This window comes from Streptomyces sp. NPDC049577 (assembly GCF_040675635.1).
Taxonomy (GTDB): domain Bacteria; phylum Actinomycetota; class Actinomycetes; order Streptomycetales; family Streptomycetaceae; genus Streptomyces.
The window spans coordinates 1-11,970 of record NZ_JBFAPH010000201.1 but is presented as its reverse complement, the minus strand read 5'-3'; the positions used below and the strand labels follow the sequence as shown (position 1 = coordinate 11,970).

Annotated in this window: 11 protein-coding genes and 1 pseudogene; 7 read left to right on the top strand and 5 right to left on the bottom strand. The window is 73.3% G+C overall.

From position 1 onward, the window contains the following. Positions 1 to 1,204, bottom strand: a 1,204-nt coding sequence (locus tag AB0K09_RS21640) for a DUF6716 putative glycosyltransferase (protein WP_366067017.1), incomplete at its 3' end; no start/stop codon positions are given. Positions 1,205 to 1,428: 224 nt separating this feature from the next. On the opposite strand from AB0K09_RS21640, the gene AB0K09_RS21635 reads away from it, so the two are divergent. The 3 genes from AB0K09_RS21635 to AB0K09_RS21625 all read left to right on the top strand — a co-directional run bounded on the left by AB0K09_RS21635 (position 1,429) and on the right by AB0K09_RS21625 (position 5,006). Then, on the top strand, positions 1,429 to 2,406 hold the full coding sequence (locus tag AB0K09_RS21635; protein WP_366067016.1) for a glycosyltransferase family 2 protein: 978 nt from the start codon (positions 1,429 to 1,431) through the stop codon (positions 2,404 to 2,406). Beyond that, a complete protein-coding gene (locus AB0K09_RS21630) occupies positions 2,406 to 3,767 on the top strand; it encodes a polysialyltransferase family glycosyltransferase (RefSeq protein WP_366067015.1) in 1,362 nt (453 codons plus the stop codon). The genes AB0K09_RS21635 and AB0K09_RS21630 overlap by 1 nt, the downstream gene beginning before the upstream one ends. Positions 3,768 to 3,851: 84 nt before the next feature. Further along, the gene (locus AB0K09_RS21625) at positions 3,852 to 5,006 is read left to right on the top strand and encodes an acyltransferase (RefSeq protein ID WP_366067014.1); all 1,155 of its coding nucleotides are present in this window, start codon (positions 3,852 to 3,854) and stop codon (positions 5,004 to 5,006) included. On the opposite strand, the gene AB0K09_RS21620 is transcribed toward AB0K09_RS21625, so the two are convergent. After that, the gene (locus tag AB0K09_RS21620; RefSeq protein WP_366067013.1) at positions 4,971 to 5,633 is read right to left on the bottom strand and encodes a TetR/AcrR family transcriptional regulator C-terminal domain-containing protein; all 663 of its coding nucleotides are present in this window, start codon (positions 5,631 to 5,633) and stop codon (positions 4,971 to 4,973) included. The two genes, AB0K09_RS21625 and AB0K09_RS21620, sit on opposite strands and share 36 nt — an antisense overlap. 92 nt (positions 5,634 to 5,725) lie before the next feature. Here AB0K09_RS21620 and AB0K09_RS21615 point away from each other — a divergent pair, with 92 nt between their 5' ends. Further along, positions 5,726 to 7,237, top strand: coding sequence for an FAD-dependent monooxygenase (locus AB0K09_RS21615; protein ID WP_366067012.1), 1,512 nt, complete (start codon positions 5,726 to 5,728; stop codon positions 7,235 to 7,237). 6 nt (positions 7,238 to 7,243) lie between these two features. On the opposite strand, the gene AB0K09_RS21610 is transcribed toward AB0K09_RS21615, so the two are convergent. After that, positions 7,244 to 8,641 (bottom strand): gluconate:H+ symporter, encoded by a 1,398-nt coding sequence (locus AB0K09_RS21610; RefSeq protein ID WP_366067011.1) that lies wholly within the window; start codon positions 8,639 to 8,641, stop codon positions 7,244 to 7,246. 35 nt (positions 8,642 to 8,676) lie between these two features. Further along, on the bottom strand, positions 8,677 to 9,207 hold the full coding sequence (locus AB0K09_RS21605; protein WP_366067010.1) for a gluconokinase: 531 nt from the start codon (positions 9,205 to 9,207) through the stop codon (positions 8,677 to 8,679). Between the two features lie 129 nt (positions 9,208 to 9,336). Between AB0K09_RS21605 and AB0K09_RS21600 the strand changes: the two genes are divergently transcribed. Together AB0K09_RS21600 and AB0K09_RS21595 are read left to right on the top strand one after the other, a co-directional pair. Beyond that, positions 9,337 to 10,068, top strand: a complete 732-nt coding sequence (locus AB0K09_RS21600) for an FCD domain-containing protein (RefSeq protein WP_366067009.1) — start codon at positions 9,337 to 9,339, stop codon at positions 10,066 to 10,068. Between the two features lie 89 nt (positions 10,069 to 10,157). Next, positions 10,158 to 10,352, top strand: coding sequence for a hypothetical protein (locus AB0K09_RS21595; protein WP_366067008.1), 195 nt, complete (start codon positions 10,158 to 10,160; stop codon positions 10,350 to 10,352). Here the strand turns inward: AB0K09_RS21595 and AB0K09_RS21590 are convergent. Next, positions 10,327 to 11,775 carry an amidase gene (locus AB0K09_RS21590; protein WP_366067007.1) on the bottom strand — a complete coding sequence of 483 codons (1,449 nt, stop codon included), beginning with the start codon at positions 11,773 to 11,775 and terminating at the stop codon, positions 10,327 to 10,329. The two genes, AB0K09_RS21595 and AB0K09_RS21590, sit on opposite strands and share 26 nt — an antisense overlap. A 99-nt stretch (positions 11,776 to 11,874) precedes the next feature. On the opposite strand from AB0K09_RS21590, the pseudogene AB0K09_RS21585 reads away from it, so the two are divergent. After that, positions 11,875 to 11,970 (top strand): annotated as a pseudogene (locus AB0K09_RS21585) (HAD family hydrolase); the annotation flags it as partial.

Below are 11,970 nucleotides of genomic sequence, written 5' to 3'. Positions count from 1 at the left end.
CGGCGCGGCGGAGCGCGCTCTCGGGGCGCGGGGCGCCCGCGCGCCCGGGCAGCGGGCGGCCGTCGGCGTCGAATCCGTGGCGGGCCAGGATGCCGGGGAGGTAGCCGGGCGCGGTCCCGGCCGTGTAGTAGGGGGCGAGCGGCGGCAGGGCGGGGCGGGCGAGGAGCTCGGCGACGCGCAGTCGTGCCTCGTCGAACGCCTGCTCGTAGGGGCTGTCGGCGGACACGCCCTGTGCCGCCGTCCAGACGGGGTCGGCCTTGGGCAGGTGGCCCGCGTCGAGCTGGTCCCAGGAGGCGAGGCAGCCGGAGCCGAGGAAGTGGTGGTTGCCGAGCGGCTCGCGGACGCCGAGGTCGGTGAGGACGGCGGTGGGGATGCCGCGGTGCAGGGCCTCCAGAGCGGCAGTGGAGCTGACCGTCACCAGCAGGTCGGTGCGGCCGAGCACCTCGCCCATGTGCCCGTAGATGAGGCGGCAGTTGGGTGGCAGCCCGCCCCGCAGCCGGGCGGCGAGCCGCTGGTACGGGAGTTCCTCGATGTGCGTGGTGTGCTCGCCGGGCTTGCTGCGCAGCTTGATCAGGACGTCGCGCTGCGGGTACAGCCGGGCGTGCCGGACGGCGCGGTGCAGCAGGTAGCTGCGGTCGGCGCGGCTCTCCGGGACGGAGGGCTGGGCGGCGAACACCACGGTGTACGGGCGGAATTCGGGCTGCGCGGTGCTCGTGTAGCGGTCGCCGCCGAGGAAGGGCAGGGCGCATTCGGTGACGCTGTCCGCCGGGGCGCCCACGCCGGCGTACACGGCGCGGAAGCGCTCGGCGTCGTGACGGGAGTTGGCCAGGACCACGTCCGCGCCGTGGCGCAGCAGCAGTCCGTCGGCGAGCTTCTCGTACACGACCCCGACGTAGCCGGTGACGACGACCGGGCGGCGGCCGGAGCCCTCCCAGGCGCGGGCCAGTCCGTGCAGCACGGCCTGGACGGCCCCGCCGACGCAGGCCAGGACGACGATGTCGGACCGGTCGCGGTCGGCGGTCCGTACGAACTCGACCCCGGTGACCTCGGCCACCGCGTCCGCTCGGACGCCCACTTCGGTGAGCTGGCGGACCGTCGGGGTGGCCCGGCCGCGCAGCAGCCGGCCGTCGAGGCGGGCGCCGGGCGCGAGCCGGTGCGCGGTGAGCGCTCCCCATTTCCACCGGGTGTCGGAGTCCGCGAGCACGGTGACCCGCGGTGGGGATTCGGTACGTGTGGGCACGTCGCCGACGATAGAAATCCATTCCGTTTCGTTGCCCAACGCGAGTGCAACAGCCGGTAAACAGCACAACGACGGTCGGAGAATCGGTTGACGGACGGGGCCGGTTCATCATTCCGCCGCGCTTCGTTCACCCGGGCGCCCGCCGGAGGTCAAGCCGAATGCCGGGGGTTCACCTAACGTGAACGCCTGTGGTCAAGCTCTCCGTCATCGTGCCGTTCTTCAATGTGCAGACATTCGCCCCGGACACGCTGCGAAGTCTGTCCGCGAACTCCCGGGACGACTTCGAATTCATTCTCGTCGACGACTGTTCGACGGACGGCACGCCCGGGGTGCTGGAACGGGCGGCGGACCGGCTGCCCGGCGCCCGGATCGTGCGCCACGAGCGCAACGGCGGCCTCGCCACCGCCCGCAACACCGGTCTGGACGAGGCGCGCGGCGAGTACCTGGCCTTCCTCGACGGCGACGACTGGCTTGCCCCCGGCCACTACCCGCAACTGCTCTCGGTGATCGAGGAGTTGGGTGTGGACTTCGTCCGCACGGACCATGTGCAGTGCACGGGCCGCACCCGGACGATCCACCGGGTGCCGACCGGCCGGCGCGGGGTCGTGCTGCGGCCGCGCGAGGCGATACTGCCCGCCGACCGGTCCACGTCCGTCGACTACCCCTACGCCTGGGCGGGCATCTACCACCGGCGGCTGCTGGACCGGGGGCTGCTGCATTTCCGGCACGGCCTGCGCACCGCCGAGGACCGGCCCTGGATCTGGCGGCTGCACCGCGAGGCGGAGTCCTTCGCGGTGGCCGGTCTGCTCGGTGTGTTCTACCGGCGCGGCGTCGCCTCCTCGCTCACCCAGATCGGCGACGTACGGCAGCTCGATTTCATTCGCGCATTCGATCAGGTAATCGAGGAAACTTCCCGGGATCCCGACGCGGACGCGCTTCTCCCGAAAGCCGTGCGCACCTATTGCGCGATCATTTCCCATCATCTGGGATCGATCGAACGATTCGAGCCCGCTGTCGCCCGGGCCCTGCGCACGATGAGCGCGGCCGCCATGAAACGCATGCCCCAGGACCTCCTCAAGGACGCCCTGAATTCCATGGACGACGACCGCGCGGGACGGCTGCGCAGGCTGCGGCGGCGCCCGGTCCCGGCGGAGGTGGCCGCCTGATGGCCACCGCGCACCCCCGCACCCAGATCTTCCTCGCCTCCACCCTCTACGGCGCCGCGACGCTGGCGGCCGCCCTCGACGCGGGGCTCTTCGCCCCGGCCGGGCGGCGGCTGCTGCTCGTCGCGAACACGGCCGCCGTGCCGGAGACCACTCCCGCCCTCGACGAGGCGCCCGGCTTCGAGCGGCTGCGCGGCCGCTTCGACGGCGTGCTGTCCTGGAACGAGACGATCAGCCCCTTCCACCCGAGCGGCTGGGCGCCGCGCCCGGACGACGCGCCGCTGTGGGAGCGGCATCTGCGGCTGCTGTGGGGGCTCGGCACCGACGAGGTGGAGATCGTCCTGGAGTCCATCCAGGTCAGCCCCGCGCTCGCGCTCGCCCAGGTCTTCCCCGACGCGCCGCTGGAGGTCTACGCGGACGGGCTGATGAGCTACGGCCCCACCCGCAGCAAGCTGGACCCGCTGATCGGCACCCGGGTCCGCCGGCTGCTCCACCTGGACCTGGTGCCCGGCCTGCGGCCACTGCTGCTGGCCGAGTTCGGGGTCGAGGCGGAGATCGTGCCCGGCGAGGTCTTCACGAAGGTGCTGGCCGAGCTCGCCGCCGCCACGCCGGAGCCCGGGCCGGCGGCCGGCCCGGAGGGCGCGGCGCTGCTGCTCGGCCAGTACCTCTCCGCCCTCGGCATCCTCACACCCGAGGAGGAGGAGCGGCTGCACGTGCGGATGCTGCGCGGCGCGGTCCGGCGCGGCCACCGCGCGGTCGTCTTCAAGCCGCACCCCACGGCCCCGGCCCGCTGGTCGAGGCTGCTGGAGGAGGAGGCCGAGCGGCTCGGGACGGAGCTGACCGTCCTGGAGACCGGCGAGCTGGCCGAGGTCGTCTACCAGCGGCTGCGGCCCGCGCTCGTCGTCGCCTGCTTCTCCACCGCCCTCTTCACGGCCCGCGCCTTCTACGGCCTCCCGGTGACCCGCACGGGCACGGAACTGCTGCTGGAGCGGCTCGCGCCGTACCAGAACAGCAATCGCGTGCCGGTGACGCTCGTCGACGCGCTGGTGCCCGACCTGGACGGGGCGGGGACCGCCGGGGAGACGGATCTGGAGGGGCTGCTGGCAGCCGTCGGCTACGCCATGCAGCCGCAGGTGAACCCGGGCCTGCGGCCGGCCGCCGAGCGCTATCTCGCGTCGTGCCCGACCGCCCGCATCCGCCGCTACTTCAAGCGCCGCCGCCTGACCGCGCTGGCGCTGCCCGGCGCGGTCCCCTCCCAGCTCGCCTTCCTGCCGCGCAATCCGGCCGTGCGCCGCATGGCCCGCCGCGCCCGTGCGGTGCGCCGGAGGCTGGCGAAGCGGGCGGTGCGGGCGGTCGCGCCGTGAACCGCGTGCGGTTGACCGATCACCGATGACGATGCCCCCGCCGGCGTGCCCGCCGGCGGCGGGCCGACCCTGGAGACGTGTGGCATGACGGCCCCCACCCTGCCCGGCGCGCCCGCCGCGAGCGCGCCCACCCCCACCACGGCCGTGCGGGAGAAACCCGGCCGGTCCGGCGGCGGGCGGCTGCGCGCGCTGGACGGGCTGCGGCTGATCGCGGCGCTGATGGTGGCGCTGTACCACTACGGCGGCCGGGACGGTGACGTCTCCCGGGCCTGGGGCGCCTCGCCCCGGCACGAGTTCCCGCATCTGTCGGCGGCGTTCGCCTACGGTGCCCTGGGCGTGCAGATCTTCTTCGTCATCAGCGGCTTCGTGATCTGCATGAGCGGCTGGGGACGCCCGCTGCGCTCGTTCGTCGCCTCCCGCGCGGCGCGCCTCTACCCGGCCTACTGGGTGGCGATCGCCCTGGTGACGCTGGTCTTCGCGCTGCCGTGGGTGGCGTACCGGACCGTCTCCCCCAGCGACACGCTGGTCAATCTGACGATGCTCCAGCAGCCCGCCGGCGCCGAGCGGGTGCTCGGCGTGTGCTGGACGCTCTGGGCCGAGCTGCGCTTCTACGCGCTCTTCGCGCTGTTCGTCGTGCTGCCGGGCGCGACCCGGCACCGGGTCGTCCTCTTCTGCGCGGTGTGGACGCTCGCCACCGTCATCACCACGGCGGCGCACCTGGAGGTGCTGCGGGTGATCGTCATGCCCGAGTACTCCGCCTTCTTCATCGGCGGCATCGGCCTCTATCTGATCCACCGGTTCGGGCACGACGCGCTCGCCTGGGGCATCGTCGGGGTGAGCTTCCTGCTCGGGCAGCACTACGCCGTCGCGGGCCTGTGGCACCCGCCGAACCCGCACTACTTCTCGTACCGCTCGGCCTACGTCATCATCGCCGTCCTGGCCGTCGGCTATGCGGTCGTGGCGGCCATCGCGCTGGACAAGGTGCCGTGGGCGAACTGGCGCTGGCTGCCGTTCGCGGGCGCGCTGACCTACCCGTTCTACCTCGTGCACGAACACCTGGGCTGGGTCGTCATCGGCGCGCTGCACCGGGGGCTGGGCCTGCCCTCGCCCGTGGTGTTCGCACTGACGATCGCGGTGATGCTGGTGCTGGCGTGGCTGCTGCACCGGTACGTGGAGCGGCGGCTGACGCCGCTGCTGCGCAGGTCACTGGAGGGTACGGCCGGCGGGCGGCGGCAGTAGCGCCGCCTCGACGCCGGCGACGACCGCCAGGAGGCCGGCCTCGAAACCGGCGTCGAGGTCCCCGAAGAACTCCCGGCCCGCCTCCGCGGCGAGCGAGTGGTCCTCCGGCCAGCGTGTGCGGTCGTCGAGGGTGTAGGCGGGGTCGCGCTCGCCCCCGGGCACGGGGTACACGGACTGTTCCTCGACGACATACCCCATCGTGTAAGCGCTGACGGTGAACCAGGCGCGGGCCGCGGCGCGCGGCGGGAAGCCCGCTCCCACCAGCAGCCGCATCATCTCCTCCAGCGGCCCGGCATGGCCGGCATCGGTGAAGCGCGTACCGCCGAAGACCTTGGCGCCGTCGCGGTAGCCGAGCAGGAAGCCGCGCACCACGCGCGCGGCACCGGCCAGGTACGCCTGCCAGCTGTCCCGTTCCAGCCCGGCCAGGGGTTCCGCCATGCGGCGGAACATCTCCGTCGCCACCTCGTCGAGCAGCTCCTGCTTGTTCTTGAAGTGCCAGTACAGGGCCGGGGCCTGGACGTTCAGCTCCTTGGCGATCCGCCGGAGCGTGAGGCCCTCCAGGCCCACCTCGTTCAGCAGATCCAGTGCGGTCCCGGCCACCTGGGCCCGGTCGATGCGCGTTGCCACGCTTGACAGCTTAACAGCGTTCAGTCCACTCTGAGAGGGCGTCAACTTAACGCCGTTAAGTCGCGACGGCCCATTCGAACAGGGGGACCCTCATGCGCACCACCACGCACACCGAAGTCCTGATCGCCGGAGCCGGCCCGACCGGGCTGGTCCTCGCCATCGACCTGGCCCGGCGCGGCATACCCCACCGCATCGTCGAGCGCTCCGAGCGCGGCTTCCCCGGCTCGCGCGGCACCGGCGTCCAGCCGCGCACCCTGGAGGTCTTCGACGACCTGGGCGTCGTGGACGCCGTCGTGGCCGGCAGCGGCCCGGTGCCGCCCATGCAACGCTGGCAGGGCCCCGAGCCTGCCGACCGGTGGAACATGACCGAGCCGGCCGAGGCGCCCGGCGTGCCCTATCCCGAGGTGCGGATGCTGCCGCAGTGGCGCACGGTCGGGATCCTCTGCGCCAGGCTGGAGGAGCTGGGCGGCAGGATCGACTTCGGCACCGAACTCACCGGCTTCGCCCAGGACGCGGACGGCGTCACCGGCACCCTGCGCCACGCCGACGGCACGACCGAGACCGTACGGGCCGGCTGGCTCGTCGCGGCCGACGGCGGTCGCAGCGGCGTCCGCGAGGCCCTCGGCGTCGCCTTCACCGGCGAACAGGTCGACGCCCGCCCGGTGCTGATCGCCGACGTGCTCCTCAAGGGCCCCGACCGGGCGCGGATCGACCCGGGTCACTGGCACATGTGGGAGGGGGCGGAGCACGGCTTCCTCGGACTGCGCCAGCTGGAGCAGGTGGAGACGGTGCAGGTCATCGTCGGCTTCCAGGACACCGCCCGGCGCCTGGACACCGACGTGGACGCCACGCCGGACGCACTGACCCGCCTCGTCGCCGAGCGGTCCGGTCTCGCCCTGACCGTGGACGAGGTGCGCTGGTCGTCCGCCTACCGTGCGCGCGCGGCCATGGCCGAACGCTTCCGCGTGGGGCGGGTGTTGCTCTCCGGCGACGCCGCACACGTCCACCCGCCGTCCGGCGGCCAGGGCCTGAACACCGGCATCCAGGACGGGTACAACCTCGGCTGGAAGCTGGAGGCCGTCCTGCGCCGGGGCGCGCCGGACGCCCTGCTGGACTCCTACGACACCGAGCGCCGCGGGGTCGCCGCCGACGTGCTCGGCCTGACCGCCCGCGTCCACCGCAGGGACCTCAAGGGGGACGGCGAGAACCGCTGGCGGCGCGGCAAGGAGACCCACCAGCTGACCCTCAACTACCGCGAGGGGCCGCTGAGCCGGGAACTGCGCCGGGACCTGGCCGGGGACGCGCTGCGGGCCGGTGACCGCGCCCCGGACGCGCCGTGCCGGGACGTCTCGGGTGCGCGGGTGCGGCTGTTCGACGTCTTCCGGGGGCCGCACTTCACCCTGCTGGACCTCACCGGCGAGGACACCCGCCGCACGGATCCGCTGCCGGACTGGGTGCGGCCGTTCCGCCCGGTGGACGACGAGGGGCGGGTCAAGGAGCGCTACGGATCGGGGCTGTTCCTGATCCGCCCGGACGGATACGTGGCGCTGGCGACGGACGACGCGTCCGACCTGGCGCCGTGTCTGACGTTGTTCTCGGCCTGACCGCGCCTAGAGGACGAGCGAGAGCAGCAGGACGCATCCCAGGCCGACGACCGAGATGATCGTCTCCATCAGGGACCAGGTCCTGACCGTCTGGCCCACGCTCATCCCGAAGTACTCCTTCACCATCCAGAAGCCCGCGTCGTTGACGTGGGAGAAGAACAGCGAGCCCGCGCCCACGGCCAGGACCAGCAGGGCGGTGTGCGTGGTGCTCGTCCCGGCGGCCAGCGGGGCGACCAGTCCGGCGGCGGAAATGGTAGCCACCGTCGCCGAACCGGTCGCCAGGCGGATGCCGACGGCTATCAGCCAGGCGAGCAGGAGGGCGGGGACGGACCAGTGCCGCGAGAGGTCCAGGATCATCCGGCCCACGCCGATGTCGATCAGCGTCTGCTTGAACCCGCCGCCGGCACCGACGACGAGCAGGATGCCGGCGATGGGTATCAGCGCCCGCTCCACGGTCCGCGACAGCCGGTCGCGGTGGAACCCGGCGGCCCGGCCGAGGGTGAACATGCCCACGAGCACGGCCGAGAGCAGGGCGATCAGCGGCGAGCCGACCACGTCGGCCACCCGCTGGACGTGGTCCTCCGGGTCGTCGACTCCCACGTCCACCAGCGCCTTCACCAGCATCAGCACGACGGGCAGCAGCACCGTCGCCACCGTGGCGGCGAAGCCCGGGCGGTGCTGGAGTTCCTCGGAGGGCCGCTGCGGGACGAGCTTCTCGGGCGGGGCGACATCGGCCCAGCGGGCGGCGAACCGGGAGAAGAGCGGACCCGCGACGACCGCCGTGGGCACGGCGACGAGCACCCCGAGGGCCAGGGTCACGCCGAGGTCCGCGCCGATGGCGTCGATGGCGGCCAGCGGACCGGGATGCGGCGGCACCAGACCGTGCATGACGGACAGTCCGGCCAGGGCGGGGATGCCGATCCGCATCAGGGAGTGCCCGCCCCGCTTGGCCACCAGCAGCACCACCGGTATCAGCAGCACGATGCCGACCTCGAAGAACAGCGGCAGTCCGACGAGTGCCGCGATGAGCACCATCGCCCAGGGCATCGTCCGCCGGCCCGCCCGGGCCAGGATCGTGTCCACGATCCGGTCCGCGCCGCCGGAGTCGGCGAGCAGCTTGCCCAGGACCGAACCGAGGGCGATCAGCACGCCCACGCCCGCGACCGTGCTGCCCAGCCCGGTCGTGAAGCTGGTGACGACCTTGTCGGGCGGAGCCCCGGCCGCCGCGCCGAGCGCCAGGGAGCCGATGGTCAGCGCCAGGAAGGCGTGCAGCTTGAAGCGGGTGATGAGGAGGACGATGACGGCGATGCCGACAAGGACGGCGATGCCCAGCTGTGCGTGACCGGCGGACGTGATCGGTCCGGCGGGCGCCGCGGCCAGCATCTCGACGCTGAGAGTGCTCACGGGGCTTCCAGGGGGTGGGGGAAGGGAGTCGGGGCTCAGGGCCGGCGGGCCGGCAGCCGCCGCAGCGCGGCGGCGGCCCGCTCCGCCACGGCCTCCGGGCCGGGCGCGACGTCGACGGTGACGCCGGTCTCGTCGGCCTGGAGCGGTTCGAGGATGGCGAACTGGGAGTCCAGCAGCCGGGAGGCCATGAAGTGCCCCTCCCGGGCCGACATCCGCCGGGCGATCAGCGGACGGTCGCCGGTGAGGTGGAGGAAGACGATGCCGGGGGCGGCGGCCCGCAGCCGGTCGCGGTAGGCGCGCTTGAGCGCGGAACAGCTGATCACTCCACCCCGGTCCGCGCGGCCGCGGGCCCAGCCGGCGACGGCGTCGAGCCAGGGGGCGCGGTCGGCGTCGTCCAGCGGGATGCCGGCGGACATCTTCGCGATGTTGCCGGCCGAGTGGAGATCGTCGCCCTCGGCGTAGGGCACGCCCAGGGCCTCGGCCACCAGCGGGCCGATGGTGCTCTTGCCCGTGCCCGCGACGCCCATCACCACGACGACGTGGGGGACGGCGTGAGGGGAGCTCATGGGACACCTCGCTGTCCTCGCCGACAAAGCCACGACCCTCACTGAAGCCGATTGGGTATGACATATACAAGCCCCCTTCACCAAAACGTCATACTTATTTCGGGCGGCCCGGCCCTCTAGGCTGATCCCATGGAGCCAGCCGATCCCGTGGAGCCGAAGGCCGCGCCCCCCGCGGAGGGGCTGCACACCCATGTGCTGGAGTCCCTCGGGCCCGCGATCACGGCGGGTGACTGTCCGCCGGGCAGCGTCCTGCGCACCGACGAGCTGGAGGACCGCTTCGGTGTCTCCCGCACGGTCGTCCGCGAGGTCATACGCGTCCTGGAGTCCATGCACCTGGTCGCCTCGCGGCGCCGCGTCGGCGTCACCGTCCTCCCGCAGGAGGAGTGGAACGTCTACGACCCGCGCGTCATCCGCTGGCGGCTGGCCGGCAAGGACCGCCCCCGCCAGCTGCGCTCGCTGACCGTCCTGCGCTCGGCCGTCGAACCCGTCGCCGCCGGCCTGGCGGCCCACCTCGCCACACCGGAACAGTGCGCCGAACTCACCGAGCACGCGCTGGCCATGGTGGCCACCTCACGCGGCCAGCAGCTCACCCGCTATCTCGTCCACGACATCGCCTTCCACCGCGTCGTCCTGCGGGCCTCCGGCAACGAGATGTTCGCCCGCCTCGGCGACGTGGTCGCCGCCGTGCTCACCGGCCGCACCGAGCACGACGTCATGTTCAAGGACCCCGATCCGGCCGCCGTCACCCTCCATGTGCGCGTGGCGGAGGCCGTCCGCGCCCGGGACGCGGACCGGGCCCGGGCCCTCACCGAGGAAATCTGCGCGGGCGCCATGGCGGAGCTGGACATCCTGGCGCCGTGACCAGGGGAAACGTACCGGCCCTGCCACAGAACACTCTTTTGGCGCCCTATTGACGGCTGGATCGAACGAAGATCCGTAGCCTGAAGGTCATGTACTCCGACGAGAGCGACCATCCCCAGGCCCCCGTCCCCCCGGGTACCGATGCGCCGGAATTCGTCCGCCAGCGCTACGGCAACCGCTGGGTGTACCAGCACCGCAACACGACGGGCCTCGCGATCGTCGTGATCGCGCCGATCGTCGCCGTCGCGGCGCTGCTGGTCATCGCGGCAGTGGCGCCGCGCTGAGGCCGGCCCCGGCCCCCGCGTCCCCCCTCGCCCCCGCCGGCCACCGCTCGTACCAGCGCTGGTCGGCCTCCAGTTGCGCGGCGAGCGATATCAGCAGCGGCTCGCTGTTCGCCGGGCCGAGGAACTGGGCGCCCAGCGGCAGGCCGCCGGCGGTGAAACCCGCCGGCACGCTCGCGGCGGGCCAGCCGAGCACGTTCCACGGCCAGGCGTAAGGGCATGCGGTGATCATCGCGGAGTTGGTGTCCCGGCTGCCCAGCCCCGCGAGCTCCGCGACCGGCAGCGGCGGCACCGCCGTGGTGGGCGTGAGAACGAGGTCGAACCGCCCGAACAGCTCGCCGACCCGGCGGCGGAGGGGCCCCTCGGCCGCCCGCGCGACCCGCAGCACATCGCCGCCCAGCAGCAGCCCGCCACGCGCGTTGACATGCGTGCGCGGATCGAGCAGGGACGGGTCGGGCGCGCGCCGGGCCCAGTCCCGTACGCCCGCCATCGAGCGCGGCACGAACGTCAGCCCTATCGCCCCGTAGCGCGGCTCCTCCTCGACCACCTCGTGCCCCAGCGCCTCCAGCCGTTCCGCCATACGTATCGTCGCGGCCCGGGCCTCGGGGTCGAGCCGGTGCCGCACGGCGGCGAAGGCGGGGCGCACGGACAGCGCGATCCGCAGCCGCCGGGGCTCGCGGTCGACCGCCGCGAGCAGCTCGACGGGCGCCGGCCGGTGCAGATCCCCCGCATGGGAACCGCTCGCCACATGCAGCAGCAGGGCCGCGTCCGCGACGGTACGGGCCAGGGGGCCGTCACAGGTGATGCCCCGGAACGCCTCGCGCTCCGGCCACGTCGAGATGCGGCCACGCTGCGGCTTGATGCCCACCAGATGCGTCCAGGCGGCGGGGATGCGGATCGAGCCCGCCCCGTCCGAGCCGAGCGCCGCCGGCACGATCCCCGCGGCCACGGCCGCCGCCGAGCCGCCGGAGGACCCACCCGGGGTGTGCTCCAGGCTCCAGGGGTTGCGCGTCACCCCGAAGGCCGGCCCGTCCGTGACCGGCCACTGCCCCAGCTCGGGCGTATTCGTCTTGCCGACGACGATCGCCCCGGCCGCCCGCAGCCGGCGCACCGCCTCGGAGTCGGCGATCTTGGGCGGGAAGTCCCCCGCGCAGCCGAACGCGGTCGGCTCCCCGGCCACGTCCATGTCGTCCTTGACCGCCACCGGCACGCCCAGCAGGGGCGCCCGCTCCCCCGCCGCCAGCCGCCGGTCGGCCTCCGCCGCCTCCCGCAACGCGGCCTCGGCCCGCACCCGCCGGAAGGCGTTGAGCGTCGGCTGCGTCTCGGCGATGCGCCGCAACGCCTCCTCCACCAGCGCCCGCGAGGACACCGCCCCCTCGGCCAACGCCCGCGCCCGGCCCACGAGTCCGTCCATCGTGAATCCCATGTGTGTGGCCCCCCTCCACTCGTTCGTCTACACGGTATTCGCAGACGAGTTCCCCATACATCCACCCCAGGAGGGAAAGAACGTCAGCTGAGTTGACGGAAGGCGCCGTGCCTGCTGTGTGTCGAGCTGTACGAGCGGAAGCCGCTCTCCTACATGACGGAGACCGCGGCCGCCGAACTGGCCGAACTCGCCCGG